We start from the raw sequence: 19,284 nt of genomic DNA, 5'->3' as shown, positions 1-19,284 counted from the left end.
GGAGGACCGTGACCGCCGGAACGACGCAGGCGCCGGACGTCGCCGAGCCCCGGGACGCCCCGGCGATCGGCAGGGCCCCGGAGAACCGCCGCCAGGCCGTGGTCAAGCTGGTCTGGGTGGCCATGTGGATGCTCTACCTCGGCGCCCCGGTCAGCGACCTCGCCGAGGGCGGGCACGGCCTCACGACGAGCGTGCTGGGCTGGCTCGGGCTCGCCGGCTACGTCGCCGGCTACCTCGGCATCGTCTTCCTGCGGACCAACGCCGAACACCAGCCGCGCTGGGTGTACGGGCAGCTCGTGCTGCTGGGCGCGCTGGCGCTGCTGATGACGTTCACCCTCGGCGAGGCCTTCCTCGTCCTGTTCGTCTACCTCGCCGTCGGCTGCGGGGCGGTGCTCCCCGGCCGCCAGGCGCGCTGGGCGATCCCGCTGGTCACCGCGCTGCTCGCCGCCGCCGCCTGGCTCGCCGGCGCGGGCGAGGACCTGGTGATCCCGCTGCTCGTGCCGTGCCTGCTCGGCGGCTACGCCATGATGGGCGTGCGCCAGCTGGTGCGGACCACCCGCGAACTGCGCGAGGCCCGGGCGGCCGTCGCCCAGCTCGCGGCCACGGAGGAACGGCTGCGGCTCGCCCGCGACCTGCACGACCTGCTCGGCCACTCCCTCTCGCTGATCACCCTCAAGAGCGAACTGGCCGGACGCATGCTGCCCGACCGCCCCGAGGACGCCGCCGCGCAGGTGGCCGACATCGAACGGGTCAGCCGGCAGGCCCTGGTGGACGTCCGGGAGGCCGTCAGCGGCTACCGCAGGCCCACCCTCGCCACCGAGCTCGCCGGCGCCCGCGCCGTCCTGCAGGCCGCCGGCATCCGCGGCCGGCTGCCCGCGACGGTGACCGCCCCGCTCACGCCGGAGGCCGAGGGCGCGCTCGCCTGGGCCCTGCGCGAGGCCGTCACCAACGTCGTACGGCACAGCGGCGCCACACGCTGCGTGGTCACCGTCGCCGAGGACGACGGCACGGTACGGCTCACCGTCGCCGACGACGGCCGGGGACCGGGGCCGGGCGGCACGCACCGCGGCAACGGCCTGACCGGCCTGGAGGAGCGCCTGCAGCTCGCCGGGGGCCGTCTGGAGACCATGGCGGAGGGCGGCTTCACCCTCCACGCCGTCGTCCCGGCCGACTACGCTCACGGCCATGATCCGGGTGCTGCTGGCAGAGGACCAGTCGATGGTGCGGGAGGCCCTGGCCGCGCTGCTGGGGCTTGAGGGTGACATCGAGGTGGTCGCCCAGGTCGCCCGCGGCGAGGACGTCGTCGGCGCGGCCCGCGACGCCGGGGCACAGGTGGCCCTCCTGGACATCGAGATGCCCGGCGCGATGACCGGCCTCGACGCGGCCGCCGCGGTGCGCGCGGAGCTGCCCGGGGTGCGCGTGGTCATCGTCACCACGTTCGGCCGGCCCGGGTACCTGCGCCGCGCGATGGAGGCGGGCGCCGACGCGTTCCTGGTCAAGGACGCGCCCGCGGGGCAACTCGCGGAGGCGGTGCGCAGGGTGCTGCGGGGGGAGAAGGTGATCGACCCCGTGCTCGCGGCGGCCGCGCTGTCGGAGGGGGCCGACCCCCTCACCCCGCGCGAGCGGGACGTCCTGCGTGCGGCGGCCGACGGCTCCCTCAACGCGGACATCGCCCGCCGCCTCCACCTCTCGGAGGGGACCGTCCGCAACTACCTCTCCACGGCGATCCAGAAGACCGCCGCCCGCAACCGCGCCGAAGCGGTCCGCATCGCCCTCGAACGCGGCTGGCTCTAGGCGGCTGTTCGGCTGTCCCGCCGTCTCGCGCCCTTCGGGCGCAAAGCGGCGGGCAGGGCGCGAGACGGCGCGACAGCCGAAGAACCGGCGCACCGCACCACCCCCACCCACCCACCCACGCACCACACGCCCCCGTCAGTTGAGGAGCGCGCGGGCGGCCCGCGCCTGGCGGCGCATGGCCGTCGCGGCGGAGGGTTCCGCCTCGGCGAGTACGTCGGCGTACTCCTCCATCTCCGTCGCGCCCCGCGCGAAGTCCCCCTTGCGCACCAGCAACTGGGCGTGCTCGAAGCGCAGCCGCGCCGGATGGTGGGGCAGCAGCAGCGCCAGCTCCACCGCCCACAACTGCGTGGCCAGGTGCTCGGGCCGTGCCGACGCCCACGCGCGGATGTTGTTGAGCACCCGCTGCACGATGTCCAGCGGATCCGCCGGCTCCAGCATCGCCGGGGACGGCGCTGCCCCCGTGGCGCCCGCCACCAGTACGCGTACGTCCTCCTCGCCCAGCCGCCGCCCGCCGTTGAACGGGTCGGCCAGCACGAACCCGCCCGCGGGGTCGCCGAAGCCCACGACGAAGTGCCCCGGGAGGGCGACCCCGTGGACCGGGCCGCCCGCGCGCCGGACGACCTCCATCCAGACCACCGACAGCAGGATCGGCAGCCCACGCCGCCGGCGCAGCACCTCGTGCAGCAGCGAGGACTCCAGCCGCTGGTAGTCGGCGGGGGAGCCGCCGAACCCGCAGCGGCTGCCGAGCAGTTCCGCGGCGGCGTCGGCCCAGTCGCCGGGTGCGGAGAGGCCGTACGGCAGGAGCCCGGCGAGGCGGTCGAGTTCCATCTGCGCCGCGTCCGTGCCCGCCTCGTCGAGGGACGGGTCGGCCTCCGCGCCGATGAGCAGGCACAGCTCCGCGAGGTCGGGGCGCGGCTCTCGGGCGGCCTCGCCGAAGCGCTGCCTCATGGCGTCGTCCATACCGGGCTTCTCACCCTTCCGCGGACAGCGGGCCGCGCCGGTAGTGGTAGGCGTGGTGGGTGGTGAAGCCCATCCGGTCGTAGAGGGCGCGCGCCCCCTCGTTGCCGGTCTCCACCTGCAGGTACGCGCCGGAGGCGCCCTCGTCCAGCGCCTTGCGGGCGAGCGCGGCCATCACGGCCCGGGCCAGTCCGCGCCGCCGGTGGTCCGGGGCCACCTCGACGGCGCCGAAGGAGGCGAACCGGCCGTCGACGACGCAGCGGCCGATCGCCGCGGGCCCGGTGCCGGCCGGACCGTCGCCCGGAACGGTGGCGAACCACACCGAGGGACCGCCGCCCAGCACCTTCAGCGCCGCGTCGCCCAGGTCACCCGTGCGGTGGTAGCGGGCGAGCCACGCCGCGTCGGCCTCGCGGGACAGCCGTACGGCCTCGGCGCCCGGCAGGTCCGCGATCGGCGCCAGCGCGGCCGTGCGCAGCAGGGCGTGGCCCTCCGCGGTCCAGCCGTAGTGGTCCAGTGCCTCGGCCAGCGCCTCGTCGGAGTCCTCGCCACCGGTGGTGACCTGCACGTACGGCGGCAAGCCGCGGTCGCCGTACCAGCGGGCGATCCGTGCCGCGGCCTCCGACAGCGGGACACCCGGATCGCCGAGCGGCAGCACGGAGTTGGCGCGCCGGGTGAAGCCGCCGGCCGCCCGCAGCGTCCACCCGCCCAGCCGGGCGGTCTCCTGGGCGGGCCAGCCGCGGGAGGCCGATTCCTGCAGTTCGCGGGCGGTCGCACGGGGCGCGCGGGCGCCGCGACGCGCCGGTGCGGCGGGCACGACCTTCCCCGCCACCAGGGACGATTCCGCGATGCGGACGGCTTCTCCGTCCCGTCGGGTGACGACGAGCACCCCGTGGTCCCACGATGTGAGAACCCCTACGGCGTCGGTGAACACCGGGTGTCCGTCGACGATCTCCGCGATCCTCCGTACCGAAACGCGTTTGCCCACGTCAGAAGGGGTTATGCGCACCTCGAGCCGGCCTCCGGCGGTGAAATCCATGCTCATGACCGCCCCTCCTGTTCGTCTGCTGCCCAAGAACGGAGATACTAGGGGCGGGCATCGACGACGCCGCGCTCCCGCGCGAGACAGCCCTATCGAGGAGGAACGACAGCGTGACCTACGTCATCGCGCAGCCTTGTGTCGACGTCAAGGACAAGGCGTGCATCGAGGAGTGCCCCGTCGACTGCATCTACGAGGGCCAGCGGTCCTTGTACATCCACCCGGACGAATGCGTCGACTGCGGAGCCTGTGAGCCGGTCTGCCCGGTGGAGGCCATCTTCTACGAGGACGACACCCCGGAGGAGTGGAAGGACTACTACAAGGCGAACGTCGAGTTCTTCGACGAGCTCGGTTCGCCCGGTGGTGCCTCCAAGCTCGGGCTGATCGAGCGCGACCACCCCTTCATCGCCGCCCTGCCCCCGCAGGGCGAATGACCCGAGAATTGCTTGCGGTCCCGCACGGCACACCGCCGTGCGGGACCGTCGTGCTTCAGGCAGTGGCAGGCCGCGTGCCTGCGAGGAACGGAAAGTGAGCACCACCGTGGCGCAGCCAGTCTCGTCCAGACTCCCCGTCTTCCCGTGGGACCGGCTCGAACCGTACAAGGCCACGGCCGCCGCCCATCCCGGCGGCATCGTCGACCTGTCGGTCGGCACCCCGGTCGACCCGGTCCCGCACATCGTGCAGCGTGCCCTGTCCGCGGCCGCGGACAGCCCCGGCTACCCGACCGTGTGGGGGACGCCGCAGCTGCGCGCCGCCATCACCGGCTGGGCCGGCCGCCGGCTGGGCGCCGCCGGGCTGACCGACGCGCACGTGCTGCCGGTGGTCGGTTCGAAGGAGCTGGTGGCCTGGCTGCCGACCCAACTGGGCCTCGGCGCGGGCGACAAGGTGGCGTACCCGCGGCTCGCCTACCCGACGTACGAGGTCGGGGCGCGGCTGGCGGGCGCCGAGCCGGTCGTCTACGACGAACCGACCGAGCCCGACCCGGCGGGGCTGCGGCTGCTGTGGCTCAACAGCCCCTCCAACCCCACCGGTCGCGTGCTGTCCAAGGACGAGCTGACCCGTGCCGTCGCCTGGGCACGCGAGCACGGCGTGCTGGTCTTCAGCGACGAGTGCTACCTGGAGCTGGGCTGGGACGCCGACCCGGTCTCCGTCCTGCACCCGGACGTCTGCGGCGGCTCCTACGAGGGCATCGTGGCCGTCCACTCGCTGTCCAAGCGCTCCAACCTGGCCGGCTACCGCTCCGCCTTCCTCCTGGGCGACCCGGCCGTGCTCGGCGAGCTGCTGCAGATCCGCAAGCACGGCGGCATGATGACGCCCGCCCCGGTGCAGGCCGCCACGGTCGCGGCGCTCGGGGACGACGCCCACGTGGCCCGGCAGCGCGAGCGCTACGCGCGGCGGCGGGCGACGCTGCGGGAGGCCTTCGAGGTCGCCGGCTTCCGCATCGAGCACAGCGAGGCGAGCCTGTACCTGTGGGCGACGCGCGACGAGTCCTGCTGGGACACCGTCGCGGACCTGTCCAAGCACGGCATCCTCGTGGCGCCCGGCGACTTCTACGGCGCGGCGGGCGAGCGGTACGTACGGATCGCCTTCACCGCCACCGACGAGCGGGTGGCGGCGGCGGTGCGCCGGCTGTCCTCCTGAGCCGCGGCGGTACGCCCGGCGGCGGTACGGCCGCGCACAGGACGCGCAAAGGGCCCGGGGAGCACCGCTCCCCGGGCCCTTTCGGTGCGGCTGTGGGGGGTCAGCCGCCGATGGGGAGCCCCTGGAGGGGCAGTTGGCCGGTGGAGGGGAGGCCACCCGGCAGCCCCGAGCCCTTGGCGGTCTTCCCGAGCTCCTGGGCGGTGCCGCCGACGGTCTTGGCGGCCTCCGTCGCGGCGCCCTTGACGGTGGGCTGGGTGCTCTTGGCGAGGCCGCCGACGGTCTCGGTCGTCGCGGGCAGCGCCTGCTGCACGGTCTTCACGGCGCCGGAGTGCTTGGCCACGCCGTTCACGGTGCCGGTGAGCTCGGGGGTCTTGTCCACGTTGGTCAGCCCACCCAGGTCGCCGACCTGCGGCAGCTCGGCGGCGGACGCGGCACCGGCACCGATGAGAGGAGCCACGGCCGCGCCGACCAGCAGGGCGGCCCGGGCGATCCGACGCGCGAGGGGGAGAGACATGGTGCTCCTTTTACGGAGAGACGACAGTTTCGACGTGACATGTCCGCGGGGCGGACGTCGTGACTACCGCGTGAAGGGGGCCGAAGGTTGCGGCCGCCAAGAGTAAAGAGTTGGTAATGCGGCCGGATTCTCGGGGCGGTAAAGCGGAGCAATTGGGACGGAGCCGGAACTGCCGCGGAAACGTCACATCCCTTGATCAGAAGCTTTTTTCGCACCCCCGAACGAGGGGATTCACATCTGATGGGTTTGGCGTATCAATCACCCGCCTGGGGGTGAATGCCCGCACTATTGCGCGACGGTGATCCTGACATCGCCCGCGGCGCCCCGCGCGGCGCCGGAATTCGACGCCGTCCAGCCCCGGTCGGATGCCTCCGCCGACCACTCGCGGTCCCCGAAGGTCACCTTCTCCACCTTCAGTTCATGGGCGTGCGCCACCGCCCACTGGGCCAGCTCCCAGCCGCGCCGGCCCTCGTCGCCGCGCACCTCGTTCCCCGCCGGGGCCGACGGCACGGCCACCGTGCGGCGGGCCGGACCCCCGCCCCGCGCACCGTTCTTGGCGTCCCGCGCGGTCCCGTCGCCGGGGTCCGCCGGCGTCTCGGTGGTCCGCGGCGCCACGTCGGCACCGAACTCCCGCACCAGCCGGGCCCGCAGCTTCGCCGGGTCGCCCCCGGAGACGGTCCCCGCGGCGACCGGGGTGACGCAGGTGAGTGCCCCGGCGTGCCGGCCGGTCAGCGCGCCGGCCAGCAGCGCGGCGTCCGCCTCGTGCTTGGCGTACGCCTGCGGGAAGCCGCTCTTCTGCACTTTCTGCGCGGCCACCGTGAGGGGCAGCCGGGAATAGCCGTGGATCTTCACCAGGCCGTCGAAGAATTCGTTGGAGGCGTAGACCGGGTCCATGATCTGCGCGGCCGTGCCCCAGCCCTGCGAAGGGCGCTGCTGGAACAGGCCCACCGAGTCGCGGTCCCCGTGGTCGAGATTGCGCAGCGCCGACTCCTGCATGGACGTGGCCAGCGCTATCGTCACCGCGCGCTCCGGCAGCCCGCGCGAGGCCGCCACCGCGGCGATCGTCGAGGCGTTCGCCGCCTGCTGCGGCTCCAGGGTGACGCTGCCGGCCTCCGTGGTGACCGTGCAGGCCGGATGGCGCGGACCGCCGCCGACACCGGCGAAGTGGTACGCGGCATAGCCCGCGACCCCCAGCAACACCAGCCCTGCGGTGGCCAGACGGGCGGCGCGCCCCCGCCTGCTGGGGGCGCGCGCGGCGGGTGTCGAGGTCGACGGTGGCTTCGGCACGCGCACACCGTACCGAAGCCCGCTGTGCCGGGGCCCCGACCCGCCCCCGGGTAGGGTCGGCGGCATGGAACGGCCCGTGCTCGATCTCAGTCAGGACGCCGCCGCCGTGACGGCGCAGCTCGTCGACATCCCCTCCGTCAGCCTCGCCGAGAAGCCGCTGGCGGACGCCGTGGAGAGCGCCCTGCGCGCCCTGCCGCACCTCACGGTCGACCGGGACGGGGACGCCGTCGTGGCCCGCACCCGCCTCGGCCGGGCGGAGCGGGTCGTCCTCGCCGGGCACCTGGACACCGTGCCGATCGCCGAGAACGTGCCCTCCCGCCTCGACGAGGACGGCGTCCTGTGGGGCTGCGGCACCTCCGACATGAAGTCCGGGGTCGCCGTCCAGCTGCGACTGGCCGCCACCCTCCCCGCCCCCAACCGCGACCTGACCTTCGTCTTCTACGACGCCGAGGAGATCGCGGCGGAGCACAACGGCCTCAAGCGGCTCGCCGAGAACCACCCGGAATGGCTCGCCGGCGACTTCGCCGTCCTCCTGGAGCCCACCGACGCCAAGGTCGAGGGCGGCTGCCAGGGCACCCTGCGGGTCCGTGTGGAGACCACCGGGCGCCGCGCCCACTCCGCGCGCAGCTGGCTGGGCGAGAACGCCATCCACAAGGCCGCGCCGGTGCTGGCCCGGCTCGCCGCCTACCAGCCGCGGCAGGCGGCCGTCGACGGCCTCACCTACCGCGAGGGGCTCAACGCGGTCATGATCGAGGGCGGTCACGCCGGCAACGTGATCCCCGACTCCTGCGCGGTGATCGTCAATTTCCGCTTCGCCCCCGACCGTTCCGAGGCCGAGGCCCTCGACCACGTCCGCGAGGTCTTCGAGGGCTTCGAGGTGCGGCTGACCGACAGCGCCCCCGGCGCCCTGCCGGGCCTGTCCCACCCGGCGGCGGCCGCCTTCGTCGCGGCCATCGGCACCGAGCCCGCGCCCAAGGAGGCGTGGACCGACGTGGCCCGCTTCTCCGCGCTGGGCGTCCCGGCGGTCAACTACGGCCCCGGGGACCCCCGGCTCGCCCACACCCGCGAGGAGCACGTCGCCGTCGCCGCCGTCCTGGAGGCGGAGGAGAAGCTGCGCGCCTGGCTGTCGTAACGAGCAATTCAGCGGCGCGTTCTTGATCCGCCCGGCGGACGCGGCCGTACCCTGACCGGACGGTAGTGAAAGGAGTCCGACATGGACAGGGACGCGGAGGAGGCGGCCGCCGCCGAGACGGCGGCGGCGGAGGGCCGGCCCATGGCACGCGGCTGGCCCGAGCGCCACACCGGGCCGGTCGTACGGCGCCGGGGCCAGGTGCAGAAGTCCACGACCGACCAGCGCCTGCTGGACACCCGGGAGCCCTCGGACTGGGTCCACAGCGACCCCTGGCGCGTGATGCGCATCCAGTCGGAGTTCGTCGAGGGTTTCGGCGCGCTCGCCGAACTCGGCAGGGCGGTCAGCGTCTTCGGTTCCGCCCGTACCGCCGAGGGATCGACCGACTACGAGACCGGCGTCCGCATCGGCCGGGCCCTGGCCGAGGCCGGCTTCGCCGTGATCACCGGCGGCGGCCCCGGCGCGATGGAGGCCGCCAACCGCGGTGCCTGCGAGGCCGGCGGGGTCTCGGTGGGGCTGGGCATCGAGCTGCCGTTCGAGCAAGGGCTCAACCCCTACGTCGACATCGGCGTGAACTTCCGCTACTTCTTCGTCCGCAAGACGATGTTCGTGAAGTACGCCTCCGGGTTCATCGTGCTGCCCGGCGGCTTCGGCACCCTCGACGAGCTCTTCGAGGCCCTCACGCTGGTCCAGACCCGCAAGGTCACGCAGTTCCCCATCGTCCTGTTCGGCTCCGCCTACTGGCGCGGCCTGGTCGACTGGGTCCGCGACACCGTCGTGGACGGCGGCAAGGCGTCGCCCGTCGACCTGGAACTCCTGCACATCACGGACGACGTCGACGAGGCAGTCGCGCTGGTGACCAAGGAGATCGGCGACTGAACCGCCGGCGGGGCTACGCCAGCCCCCGTCGGGCGACCGCCGGGGGCCGGTGACCCGCGATCGAGGCCACCATGTCCAGCACCTGACGCGTCTCGGCGACCTCGTGCACCCGGTACACCCGGGCGCCGAGCCACGCCGAGACGGCGGTCGTCGCCAGGGTGCCGATCAGCCGCTCCTTGACGGGTCGGTCCAGGGTCTCGCCCACGAAGTCCTTGTTGGACAGCGAGACCAGCACCGGCCAGCCGGTGGCCGTCATCTCCGGCAGCCGCCGGGTCGCCTCCAGCGAGTGCCGGGTGTTCTTCCCGAAGTCGTGGCCGGGGTCGATGAGGATGGCGTCCCGCCGCACCCCGAGCGCGGCCGCCCGCTCGGCGAGGCCCACCGTCACCTTCAGGATGTCGGCCATCACGTCCGCGTAGCCCACCCGGTGCGGCCGGGTCCGCGGCAGGGCGCCGCCCGCGTGGGTGCACACCAGCCCGACGCCGTGCGTCGCGGCGACCTCGGCGAGCCGGGGGTCGACACCGCCCCAGGCGTCGTTGAGCAGGTCCGCGCCGGCCTCGCAGACCGCCTCGCCGACCTCGTGGCGCCAGGTGTCCACGCTGATCACCACGTCGGGGTGGCGGCGGCGGACCTCGGCGACGAAACCGACCGTCCTGCGGATCTCCTCCTGCGCCGACACCTCCTCGCCGGGGCCCGCCTTCACCCCGCCGACGTCGATGATCGCGGCGCCCTCCGCGACCGCGCGCTCGACGCGTTCGAGGGCCGGAGCGTCGCTGAACGTGGCGCCCTGGTCGTAGAACGAGTCCGGCGTCCGGTTCACGATCGCCATGATCACGGGCTCGTGCTCGCCGAATTCCCGTGTGCCCAGCCGCAGCATGTCGCGCCTGCCTCCCTCGAAATGTCGTACGCCGATCGAAGATAGTCGCCGACCGCACGCCGCGCGCACGGCGCGACGTGGCACGATCGTGCCGTACACGTCGAGCCGACCCCGGGAGAGGTCTTGTTCTGGTTCATGCTCATCGCGTTGGTCGCGGTGGTCGGCGCGGTCGCCCTCGCGGTGCTCGGCGACGGCGGGGTGCTCCGTGACGTGCAGCCGGACCGGGTGGACGACCGGCTGCCGCCGGAGCGGCCGGTGGGCCGCGCGGACGTCGACCGGCTGCGCCTGCCGGTGACCGTGCGCGGGTACCGCATGGTGGACGTCGACGACGTGCTGGAGCGCCTCAGCGCCGAACTCGCCCAGCGCGACGCGCACATCGCCGACCTGGAGGCCGCCCTGGCCGGCGCCCACGCCACCCGGCTGGGCGGCCAGTCGCTGGTCAAGGACGCCGAGCAGGCCCCGCAGCCCCCCGAGGACCCGCGCGCCCCCGGGAGCGGGCTGTGAGCGACGGCGGCGTGGTGACCGGGCCGGACGGCCTGGCCCGCTGCCCCTGGGGGCTGTCCACCGACGACTACGTCGCGTACCACGACACCGAGTGGGGCCGGCCGGTGCACGGCGAGGCGGCCCTCTACGAGCGGCTGAGCCTGGAGGCCTTCCAGTCCGGCCTGTCGTGGATCACGATCCTGCGGCGCCGCGAGGGCTTCCGGAAGGCTTTCGCGGACTTCGCCCCTGAGGCGGTCGCCGCCTTCACCGACGAGGACCGGGAGCGGCTGCTCGCCGACACCGGCATCATCCGCAACCGCGCGAAGATCGACGCGGCCATCGCCAACGCGCACGCCACCCTGGCGCTGCGCGAGGCCCACGAGGGCGGCCTGGACGCCCTCGTCTGGTCGTACGCCCCGGACCCCGCCGGACGCCCGGCACCCCGCACGGTCGCGGACGTGCCGGCCGTCACGGCGGAGTCCACCGCACTGGCCAAGGACCTCAAGAAGCGCGGCTTCCGCTTCGTCGGCCCCACCACCGCCTACGCGCTGATGCAGGCCTGCGGCCTGGTGGACGACCACCTGGCCGACTGCTGCGCCCGTCGCTGAGCGCCCGCCGGGCCCGCCTCGCCCCCGCCGCCCGGGCTCAGCGGCCCAGGAAGCGGGGCTTCTCCTTCTTCAGGAAGGCCTCGACGGCGATCCGGTGGTCCTCGGAGGCGCCGGCGGCCGTCTGCAGCTCGTCCTCCTTGGCCAGGGTGTCGACCAGCGAGTGCCCCTCGCCGTACGCGATGGAGGCCTTGACCGCCGCATAGGCGACGGTCGGGCCCTCGGCGAGCTGCCGGGCGACCGAGGCGGCCTCGGCGGCCAGCTCGCCGGCCGGCACCAGCCGGTTGGCGATGCCCAGCTCGTACGCCTCCTGAGCGCCGATCTTGCGCGGGAAGAGCAGCAGGTCGGCGGCACGGCTGCGGCCGACCAGCCGCGGCAGCGTCCAGGAGGCCCCGGAGTCGGCGGTCAGGGCGACGCCGACGAAGGAGGTGTTGAAGCCGGCCGTGTCGGCGACCACGCGGTAGTCGCAGGCGAAGGCGAAGCCCGCGCCGGCGCCCGCGGCGACCCCGTTGACCCCGGCGACGACGGGCTTGGGCATGGTGGCGATCGCGGTGACGATCGGGTTGTAGTGCTCGCGCACCGTGGACATGGCCGGACCGCCGCCCTCCTGCTGGAGGAACCCGACGTGCTCCTTGAGGTCCTGGCCGACGCAGAAGGCCTTGCCGTTCGCGGTCAGCAGCACGGCCCGCACCGCGGGGTCGGCGCCCGCCGACTGGAGGGCGTCCCGCAGCGCGACCTTGGTGTCGACGTTGAGCATGTTCATCGCTTCGGGGCGGTTCAAGGTGATGGTGGCGAGCCCGTCGCTCACCTCGTACAGCACGGTGTCGGCCATGTGGTCCCCTTCGTCGCGGCTCACGTTCGGGGTCAGCATGCCGGAGATCTCCGGGCGCGGACACGTGACCCCCGGCAAACGCGCCGGAGAGTGCGATCACCGAAATGGACGGTTTTGCGGGACAGGGTTCTCGAACGGATGGGAACCGATGTTGGTCATCAGGTCACCCGATGCGGGATAATGGCTGAGAACCAATGTGTTCGAGTCCGGTGGCGCCTGGGCCACCGGTTGCGAAGAGCTGGTTTCAGGAAGGGGAACGAGCATGGCGGCCATGAAGCCGCGGACGGGTGATGGCCCGCTCGAGGTGACCAAGGAGGGGCGGAGCATCATCATGCGCGTTCCGCTCGAGGGCGGCGGACGGCTTGTCGTCGAGCTGACTCCCGACGAGGCGGATGCACTCGGCGAGGCTTTGAAGAAGGCCATCGCCTGACAACCGGCCAATCCAAGCCTTGGGCCCCTGGCGGCATGTCGCCGGGGGCCCACTTGTTTCTCCGATTGGATGCCGGACCGGAAACAGGTGCATTCCGGGCGGGGAATTCTCAGCCGCGCCGTACCGCGCAGAGCAGCCCGTCGTCGGTGGGCAGCAGGACGGGCGCGAGGGCCGCGTTGTCCCGTACGGTCCGCATCAGTTCGCGGAGCCGCATCACCTCCGGCTCGGAATGGGCGGCGTCCATCGAGCGGCCCTGGGCGAACGCGCCCTCGAAGCAGACCAGCCCGCCGGGGCGCAGCAGCCGCAACGATTCGCCGAGGTAGTCCGGGTACTCCAGCCGGTCCCCGTCGCAGAAGACCAGGTCGTAGCCGCTGTCGGCGAGGCGGGGGAGGACGTCCAGCGCCCGGCCGGGGATGAAGCGGGCCCGGTTCCCCGCGAACCCCGCCTCCCGGTAGGCGGTGCGGGCGAGCTGCTGGCGGTCCGGTTCGGTGTCGACGGTGGTCAGCACGCCGTCGGGGCGCATGCCGTGCAGCAGGTGGATCCCGGAGACGCCGGTGCCGGTGCCGATCTCGACGGCCGCCTTGGCGTCCGTGGCGGCGGCCAGCAGCCGCAGCGTCGCGCCGGTGCCGGGGGAGACCGGGCGCACGCCGGCCTCACGAGCTCGCCCGCGGGCTCGTATCAGCGCGTCGTCCTCGGCGACGAAAGCGTCCGCGAACGCCCAGCTCGCCTGCCGGTTGCCGGTAATTGCCCTCTCCTGTCCGCCTGACGGTTGCAGCCCGCCCGGCGACTGTATCCGTTGCGGTCGGGAACCCGCAGATGGGACCGCTCGTTGGTACCTGCGACGGACCTGAACGTCGGGGCCGGGCGAGCATGAGCCCGGCACTTATCCGGAGCTAACGGGCGAGGTGGCTATGGTAGGGGCTCTACTGGACACCACCAGAGCCGACAGGGGAGGTGCGGCTGCGGCGGGTCACCGGGGAGTGCTCTCGCGCTTCCGCAGGTCGGCCGGCGAGCCGAAATCCGTGACCGATACAGCTGACGACCGTCCGCGCACCGACGAGTCCGCGACTGTGGTCGCCAACGCGACCTTCGCCACCGACGGGGACAACCAGGCGTGGACGCCCCCTTCCTGGGAGGAGATCGTCAGTACGCACAGCGCCCGGGTGTACCGCCTCGCGTACCGCCTCACCGGCAACCAGCACGACGCCGAGGACCTCACGCAGGAGGTCTTCGTGCGGGTCTTCCGTTCGCTGTCGACGTACACCCCCGGCACCTTCGAGGGCTGGTTGCACCGCATCACCACCAACCTCTTCCTCGACATGGTCCGCCGTCGCCAGCGCATCCGCTTCGACGCCCTCGGCGACGACGCGGCCGAGCGGCTGCCGAGCCGTGAGCCGTCCCCGGCGCAGCACTTCGCCGACACCCACTTCGACGCGGACATCCAGCAGGCGCTGGACACCCTCGCCCCGGAGTTTCGCGCGGCCGTCGTGCTGTGTGACATCGAGGGCCTGTCGTACGAGGAGATCGCCGCGACGCTCGGCGTGAAGCTGGGCACCGTGCGCAGCCGTATCCACCGCGGCCGTTCGCACCTGCGCAAGGCGCTGGAGCACCGCGCGCCGGCCGCCCGTCCGGGCCGCGCGCCCGTCCTGGCCACCGGCCGGCCGGCCCTGGAGGGCGGGAGCACGTGAGCAGCGGTGTCAGCCGGCACCTCACGTGTGCCGACCAGCACTTGGGTGACCATCTCGCCGCCTTCGTCGACGGCGAGCTGCACGACGACGCCCGCGACCGGGTGCTCGCGCACCTGGCGACCTGCGCGGAATGCAAGGCCGCGGCCGACGAGCAGCGCCGGATGAAGGACGTGGTGGCCGCCGCCGCGCCGCCCACGCTCTCGGCGGGCCTGCTCGCCCGCCTCCAGGAGTTGCCCGGGGGAGACGGCGACGGTGGAAGAGGGCTTTTCGGTGACGGCGGACTGATGGAGACGGCCAGCCTCGGCGGCGAGCGCCTCGGCGGCGGCCTCTTCGGCAAGGCGCGCGAGGAGTTCTCGCTGCCCCTGTCCGCCTCCGCGTCCCGCGGCTTCCGGATCCACGAGAGCGGCCGCTCCGGCGCCGCCGTCGCGCCCGTCGGCCCCGCCTCGCCCGCCACCGCGGTCCGCGGGCGGCGCCGTTTCGCGTTCGCCGCGGCCGGCGCGGTCTCCATGGCCGCCATCGCCCTCGGCGGCGCCCTGCCGCTGGACGCGGCGGTGGACGGAGCCGGCGGCACCCCGCTCTCCCGCAGCGGCCCGGGCGCCCCCACGACGCCCTTCACCGGCGGCACCGCGCGTGCGGCAGCCGACGTGTGGAGCACCGCCACCAGCGACCTGCTGCACCCCGCCTCGGGCGGCATGCACCCGTACGGCGTCGGCGCCGCCGACGGAGTGCCCGCCGGTGCCGTCACCCGGCCGCTGGGTCTGTCCGGCGACGAGGGGCCGCTCACCACCCCGGCCGTATCGGCCGTTCCCGGGGTCACCCCGGCACCCGCCCTCGCCCTGCCCGCGACCACCGGCCCGAGCGCCTCCGCCACCTCGGCGAGCGGCACCACGGCCGCCCCGACCACGCCCGTTCCGTTCGACTCGGTCGTCCCCCTGGTCGGCCACTTCCCCGTGACCCGCTGAGCGGTCGGCTGCGGGCGGCGCCGACTCCTGGTTCAATCCAGGGAGGACTGGTCGTCGTAGGGGAGCACCGTGGACGAGGGGAAGGCCGAAGGGCCGAAGTGGTGGAGCCGGCCGGAGACGGTCACGCCGGTTCCCCCTGAGCCGCGGGACGGGCCCGCCCCGGACGCGCCCGACACACCCGCCGGGCCCCCCGCCGAAGCCGCCCCCCGGCACCCCCGGGACCCGTACGACACCCCGCCCTACGGCGAGCCCGGCCCCTGGGCGCCCGCGCCGCCCGTACAGCACCCCGCCGGCGCGGCCCCGCCGCACCGGCCCGCGCCCCCGACCCCGCCCGGCGGCCCGCCCGCGACCCCGCCCCCGCCGCTGTCGGTGGGCCAGTGGCACCGCTACGACCCCTGGGCGCCCCCGGGCGGCACCACCGGCCCGCAGCGGCCCGCCGCCCAGTCGACGGGGAGCCGCCGCGCGCCGCTGGCGGCCGCACTCATCGCCGTCACCCTCATCGCCGGCGGCATCGGCGGGGCGCTGGGCGCCTACGTCCACGACAGCGGCGGCGCACCGGACGTGACCCTGCCGCAGGCCACGGCGGAGGCCGGCACCCGGGCCCCGGACAGCGTCGCCGGCATCGCCGCCCAGGTCCTGCCCGGCGTCGTGTACATCCACGTCAAGGGCGACGCCGGGGAGGGCACCGGCACCGGCTTCGTGCTGGACGACGAGGGCCACATCCTCACCAACAACCACGTGGTGGAGAGCGTCGCCAAGAGCGGCACCATCTCGGTGACCTTCAACGGCGGCCAGGTCGAACCCGCCACGATCGTGGGCCGGGACACCGGCTACGACCTCGCGGTCATCAAGGTCAGCGGCGTCAAGGGGCTCCACCCGCTGACCCTCGGCGACTCCGACGCCGCCCAGGTCGGCGACCCGGTCGTCGCCATCGGCGCCCCCTACGGCCTGGAGGGCACCGTCACCTCCGGCATCATCAGCGCCACCCAGCGCCCGATCACCGCCGGCGGGGAGACCAACAGCAACGACGTCAGCTACGTCGACGCCATCCAGACCGACGCGCCGATCAACCCGGGCAACTCCGGCGGTCCGCTGGTCGACGCCAAGGGCCTGGTCATCGGGATCAACAGCGCCATCCGCTCGGCGGACAGCGGCACCGACCCGTTCGGCAACAGCAGCCAGGGCGGGAGCATCGGCCTCGGCTTCGCCATCCCCGTCAACCAGGCCAAGCGGGTCGCCGAGCAGTTGATCAACGACGGCAAGGCCACCCACCCGGTGATCGGCGTCAGCATCAACCTGCAGTACTCCGGCGACGGCGCCCAGGTCAGCCCCGACGGCCAGGGCGAGGGGGACTCGGTCACCCCGAACGGACCGGGCGCCAAGGCGGGCATCGAACCGGGCGACGTGATCACCGCCATCGACGGCAAGCGGGTGCACAACGGCGAGGAGCTGATCGTGCGGATCCGTGCCCACCGGCCGGGCGACACGTTGCAGATGACCGTGAAGCGGGGCGGCAAGGAGCGGGCCGTGGAGCTGACCCTGGGCTCGGCCAGCGGGAACTGAGCACGGCGAATTCGGGATTTACCGGGGCGCGACCTACTGTTGACCCTGCCTACTCCCGTGCAGGCGGTTGGGCCAGGTACGGTGAGATGCGCCGGATTCCGTCCGCCGGCCGAGGCCACGAGGAGCTGCACGGTGTTTTCAGACATAGGCGCGCTGGAGGTCGTCGCGCTCGTGATCCTTGCCGTGCTCGTGTTCGGGCCGGACAAGCTGCCCAAGGTCATCAAGGACGTGATGCAGTTCGTCCGCAAGGTCCGGGAGTTCTCGGACAGCGCGAAGGCCGACATCCGCAACGAGCTGGGCCCGGAGTTCAAGGACTTCGAGTTCGAGGACCTGCACCCGAAGAACTTCGTCCGCAAGCAGCTGATGGACAACGACGAGCTGGGCCTGAAGGAGATCCGCAACGGATTCGACTTCAAGGAGGAGATGTCGGCGGTCACGGACGCCGTGCACGGCCGTGACAGCGGCGGCGGCTCGGGCTCCGGGGCTTCCCCGGGCACCCCGGACCGGCTGCGCAAGCGCGACGTGTCCCCCGGCGAGGCCCCGCCGTTCGATTCCGACGCCACCTGATACGGGGGCCCTGCCCCGTTCACGCTGCGCGAGTGGCTATTCTCCCTTTGTTTGCCCTTATGGAGGAGGCCCCGCGCGTATGGAGACCACAGCTGATCCGGCGGATCGTACGGTCGACGGCCATCTCAAGGCCGACTTCCCCTGGTACGGGCTGGACGAGGCGTTCACCGGCGAGCGCTGGCTCGCCCCCGTCGGCCTGAACGCCGACGGCACGGTCGAGCACGGCTCCACCGGCCACGGCGACGAACCGTCCGTCAAGGTCGAGCCCACCCCCGACAACCGCCGCTTCGTGGTGGTCGTCACGGTCGCCGAGCGCCCCGTCCGGCGCAGCTCGGACGGCACCGGCGTGCTGGACGCCACCTCCGTCGCCACGGCGGCCTGGCTGGCGGGCTCGGGACTGCTCTCGTGCACCTGGCCCACCCAGATGGAGCGGCACCTGCGGCAGGACTGGCTCGACCAGCAGACCGCCATCGCCTGGGACCTCGCGGACAACCTCGAGGGCTCCGGCTGGTCGGCGCTCACCCTGCCCGTGGACGGCGCCCCGACGCCCTTCCACTACCGGGAGTCGGAGTACGGCTGGGTGATGGCCGGATCGGCGCGCGGGGTGCACCTCGGTGCCTTCGGGCGCGGGATGAGCGCCTACGGCCTCGGCCTGGCCCAGGTGAAGGACATCACCACGTACCGGCCGTGAGAGACGGCTCAGGGGCGCCTCCCGGACCGGGGGGCGCCCCTGAGGTGTTCACGGAGCCGGTACGCGGCCCTGCCGCCGCACGGACGGCCTGGCCGTACGACCCGGCGTACCGGACGTACCGGGTCAGAACTTGTTGCGCGGCGTGATGCCCAGCGACAGACCGGCGAGACCGCGCTGGCGGCCGCCGAGCTTGCCCGCGATGGCCCGCAGCGCCGAGCCCGCCGGGGACTCCGGGTCGGTGAGGACGACCGGGCGACCGTCGTCGCCGCCCTCGCGCAGCCGCACGTCGATCGGGATCTGGCCGAGCACCGGCACGGTGGCGCCCGTGGTGCGCGTCAGGCCCTCGGCGACCCGCTCGCCGCCGCCGGCGCCGAAGACGTCGACCATCTCGCCGCAGTGCGGGCAGGGCAGCCCGGACATGTTCTCGATGACACCGACGATCTTCTGGTGGGTCTGGACGGCGATGGTGCCCGCGCGCTCGGCGACCTCGGCCGCCGCCTGCTGGGGCGTCGTCACCACGAGGATCTCGGCGTTCGGGACCAGCTGCGCGACGGAGATCGCGATGTCGCCGGTGCCGGGCGGCAGGTCGAGCAGCAGCACGTCCAGGTCGCCCCAGTACACGTCGGCGAGGAACTGCTGCAGCGCCCGGTGGAGCATCGGGCCGCGCCACACGACCGGGGCGTTGCCCGGGGTGAACATGCCGATGGAGATGACCTTCACGCCGTTGGCCGAGGGCGGCATGATCATGTTCTCGACCTGGGTCGGACGGCCGTCCGCACCGAGCATCCGCGGCACGCTGTGGCCGTAGATGTCGGCGTCGACCACACCGACCTTCAGCCCGTCGGCGGCCATCGCGGCGGCCAGGTTCACCGTCACCGAGGACTTGCCGACGCCGCCCTTGCCGGAGGCGACCGCGTACACCCGGGTCAGCGAACCGGGCTTGGCGAACGGGATCTCGCGCTCCGCCTGGCCGCCGCGCAGCGAGGTGGCCAGCTCGCGGCGCTGCTCGTCGCTCATCACGTCCAGCTCGACGGTCACACCGCTGACCCCGGGGACCTTCGCGACGGCGGTCGTCACCAAGCTGGTGATGGTGTCCCGCATCGGACAGCCCGAGACCGTCAGGTACACACCGACCCGCACCGCGCCGTCGTCCGCGATGTCGACCGATTTGACCATGCCCAGGTCGGTGATCGGCTTGTGGATCTCGGGGTCGTTCACCGTCGCGAGCGCGGCCCGCACCGCGTCGGGCGAGGGGGAGGAGCCTGGGTGAGGATCGGTAGCCATGCGTCGATGGTACGTCCCGCACCGTGCCCGCAGGACCCCCGGTGGGCGGGTTCACACCCCCGCCGGCG

Annotated in this window: 22 protein-coding genes; 14 read left to right on the top strand and 8 right to left on the bottom strand. The window is 73.6% G+C overall.

The window, feature by feature from the left end:
• Positions 1 to 8 precede the first annotated feature (8 nt).
• Together ACFZAU_RS06110 and ACFZAU_RS06105 are read left to right on the top strand one after the other, a co-directional pair.
• On the top strand, positions 9 to 1,256 hold the full coding sequence (locus ACFZAU_RS06110; RefSeq protein WP_500551274.1) for a sensor histidine kinase: 1,248 nt from the start codon (positions 9 to 11) through the stop codon (positions 1,254 to 1,256).
• The gene (locus ACFZAU_RS06105; protein WP_396568620.1) at positions 1,186 to 1,794 is read left to right on the top strand and encodes a response regulator; all 609 of its coding nucleotides are present in this window, start codon (positions 1,186 to 1,188) and stop codon (positions 1,792 to 1,794) included. The genes ACFZAU_RS06110 and ACFZAU_RS06105 overlap by 71 nt, the downstream gene beginning before the upstream one ends.
• Before the next feature lie 135 nt (positions 1,795 to 1,929).
• Here the strand turns inward: ACFZAU_RS06105 and ACFZAU_RS06100 are convergent, their stop codons facing one another.
• Together ACFZAU_RS06100 and ACFZAU_RS06095 are read right to left on the bottom strand one after the other, a co-directional pair.
• On the bottom strand, positions 1,930 to 2,754 hold the full coding sequence (locus ACFZAU_RS06100) for a transglutaminase-like and tetratricopeptide repeat-containing protein (protein ID WP_500551273.1): 825 nt from the start codon (positions 2,752 to 2,754) through the stop codon (positions 1,930 to 1,932).
• A 10-nt stretch (positions 2,755 to 2,764) separates the two neighbouring features.
• Entirely contained in the window at positions 2,765 to 3,787 is a 1,023-nt protein-coding gene (locus ACFZAU_RS06095) for a GNAT family N-acetyltransferase (protein WP_500551596.1), read from the bottom strand.
• Positions 3,788 to 3,900: 113 nt separating this feature from the next.
• Between ACFZAU_RS06095 and fdxA the strand changes: the two genes are divergently transcribed.
• Both fdxA and dapC read left to right on the top strand, forming a co-directional pair.
• A complete protein-coding gene (gene fdxA, locus ACFZAU_RS06090) occupies positions 3,901 to 4,221 on the top strand; it encodes a ferredoxin (protein ID WP_018561461.1) in 321 nt (106 codons plus the stop codon).
• A 94-nt stretch (positions 4,222 to 4,315) separates the two neighbouring features.
• Complete coding sequence (gene dapC / locus ACFZAU_RS06085) at positions 4,316 to 5,428, top strand: succinyldiaminopimelate transaminase (protein ID WP_500551272.1); 1,113 nt, start codon at positions 4,316 to 4,318, stop codon at positions 5,426 to 5,428.
• A gap of 100 nt (positions 5,429 to 5,528) precedes the next feature.
• On the opposite strand, the gene ACFZAU_RS06080 is transcribed toward dapC, so the two are convergent.
• On the bottom strand, positions 5,529 to 5,942 hold the full coding sequence (locus ACFZAU_RS06080; RefSeq protein ID WP_500551271.1) for an ATP-binding protein: 414 nt from the start codon (positions 5,940 to 5,942) through the stop codon (positions 5,529 to 5,531).
• Positions 5,943 to 6,227: 285 nt separating this feature from the next.
• The gene (locus ACFZAU_RS06075; RefSeq protein WP_500551270.1) at positions 6,228 to 7,229 is read right to left on the bottom strand and encodes a VldE C-terminal domain-containing protein; all 1,002 of its coding nucleotides are present in this window, start codon (positions 7,227 to 7,229) and stop codon (positions 6,228 to 6,230) included.
• 64 nt (positions 7,230 to 7,293) lie between these two features.
• Here ACFZAU_RS06075 and dapE point away from each other — a divergent pair, with 64 nt between their 5' ends.
• Together dapE and ACFZAU_RS06065 are read left to right on the top strand one after the other, a co-directional pair.
• Positions 7,294 to 8,361 carry a succinyl-diaminopimelate desuccinylase gene (gene dapE, locus ACFZAU_RS06070; RefSeq protein WP_499607051.1) on the top strand — a complete coding sequence of 356 codons (1,068 nt, stop codon included), beginning with the start codon at positions 7,294 to 7,296 and terminating at the stop codon, positions 8,359 to 8,361.
• Between the two features lie 141 nt (positions 8,362 to 8,502).
• Positions 8,503 to 9,237, top strand: a complete 735-nt coding sequence (locus ACFZAU_RS06065) for an LOG family protein (RefSeq protein ID WP_500551595.1) — start codon at positions 8,503 to 8,505, stop codon at positions 9,235 to 9,237.
• A 13-nt stretch (positions 9,238 to 9,250) separates the two neighbouring features.
• Here ACFZAU_RS06065 and folP read toward each other — a convergent pair whose 3' ends face one another.
• A complete protein-coding gene (gene folP, locus ACFZAU_RS06060; RefSeq protein ID WP_500551269.1) occupies positions 9,251 to 10,111 on the bottom strand; it encodes a dihydropteroate synthase in 861 nt (286 codons plus the stop codon).
• A 123-nt stretch (positions 10,112 to 10,234) separates the two neighbouring features.
• On the opposite strand from folP, the gene ACFZAU_RS06055 reads away from it, so the two are divergent.
• Both ACFZAU_RS06055 and ACFZAU_RS06050 read left to right on the top strand, forming a co-directional pair.
• Entirely contained in the window at positions 10,235 to 10,615 is a 381-nt protein-coding gene (locus ACFZAU_RS06055; RefSeq protein WP_500551268.1) for a cell division protein DivIVA, read from the top strand.
• A complete protein-coding gene (locus tag ACFZAU_RS06050; protein WP_499607042.1) occupies positions 10,612 to 11,202 on the top strand; it encodes a DNA-3-methyladenine glycosylase I in 591 nt (196 codons plus the stop codon). Before ACFZAU_RS06055 ends, ACFZAU_RS06050 begins: the two co-directional genes overlap by 4 nt.
• A 37-nt stretch (positions 11,203 to 11,239) precedes the next feature.
• Here the strand turns inward: ACFZAU_RS06050 and chcB are convergent, their stop codons facing one another.
• On the bottom strand, positions 11,240 to 12,031 hold the full coding sequence (chcB, locus tag ACFZAU_RS06045; RefSeq protein WP_500551594.1) for a 2-cyclohexenylcarbonyl CoA isomerase: 792 nt from the start codon (positions 12,029 to 12,031) through the stop codon (positions 11,240 to 11,242).
• Positions 12,032 to 12,293: 262 nt separating this feature from the next.
• Between chcB and ACFZAU_RS06040 the strand changes: the two genes are divergently transcribed.
• On the top strand, positions 12,294 to 12,461 hold the full coding sequence (locus ACFZAU_RS06040; protein ID WP_018561471.1) for a DUF3117 domain-containing protein: 168 nt from the start codon (positions 12,294 to 12,296) through the stop codon (positions 12,459 to 12,461).
• Positions 12,462 to 12,570: 109 nt separating this feature from the next.
• Here the strand turns inward: ACFZAU_RS06040 and ACFZAU_RS06035 are convergent, their stop codons facing one another.
• Positions 12,571 to 13,236, bottom strand: coding sequence for an O-methyltransferase (locus tag ACFZAU_RS06035; RefSeq protein WP_500551593.1), 666 nt, complete (start codon positions 13,234 to 13,236; stop codon positions 12,571 to 12,573).
• 136 nt (positions 13,237 to 13,372) lie between these two features.
• On the opposite strand from ACFZAU_RS06035, the gene sigE reads away from it, so the two are divergent.
• The 5 genes from sigE (at position 13,373) to ACFZAU_RS06010 (ending at position 17,932) form a co-directional block, all read left to right on the top strand.
• A complete protein-coding gene (gene sigE, locus ACFZAU_RS06030) occupies positions 13,373 to 14,149 on the top strand; it encodes an RNA polymerase sigma factor SigE (protein ID WP_499607223.1) in 777 nt (258 codons plus the stop codon).
• Positions 14,146 to 15,111 (top strand): zf-HC2 domain-containing protein, encoded by a 966-nt coding sequence (locus ACFZAU_RS06025; protein WP_500551267.1) that lies wholly within the window; start codon positions 14,146 to 14,148, stop codon positions 15,109 to 15,111. Before sigE ends, ACFZAU_RS06025 begins: the two co-directional genes overlap by 4 nt.
• Before the next feature lie 69 nt (positions 15,112 to 15,180).
• Positions 15,181 to 16,674 (top strand): S1C family serine protease, encoded by a 1,494-nt coding sequence (locus ACFZAU_RS06020; RefSeq protein WP_500551266.1) that lies wholly within the window; start codon positions 15,181 to 15,183, stop codon positions 16,672 to 16,674.
• 132 nt (positions 16,675 to 16,806) lie between these two features.
• Positions 16,807 to 17,241, top strand: coding sequence for a sec-independent translocase (locus ACFZAU_RS06015; protein ID WP_499607034.1), 435 nt, complete (start codon positions 16,807 to 16,809; stop codon positions 17,239 to 17,241).
• 79 nt (positions 17,242 to 17,320) lie between these two features.
• Positions 17,321 to 17,932, top strand: a complete 612-nt coding sequence (locus tag ACFZAU_RS06010) for a hypothetical protein (protein WP_500551265.1) — start codon at positions 17,321 to 17,323, stop codon at positions 17,930 to 17,932.
• Between the two features lie 123 nt (positions 17,933 to 18,055).
• Here ACFZAU_RS06010 and ACFZAU_RS06005 read toward each other — a convergent pair whose 3' ends face one another.
• Entirely contained in the window at positions 18,056 to 19,216 is a 1,161-nt protein-coding gene (locus ACFZAU_RS06005; protein WP_499607028.1) for an Mrp/NBP35 family ATP-binding protein, read from the bottom strand.
• Positions 19,217 to 19,284 lie beyond the last annotated feature (68 nt).

The organism is Streptomyces sp. NPDC008238 (genome assembly GCF_042956445.1).
Taxonomy (GTDB): Bacteria; Actinomycetota; Actinomycetes; order Streptomycetales; family Streptomycetaceae; genus Actinacidiphila.
Note: the sequence above shows the minus strand (reverse complement) of the source record. Positions and strands in the feature narration are given on the sequence as shown.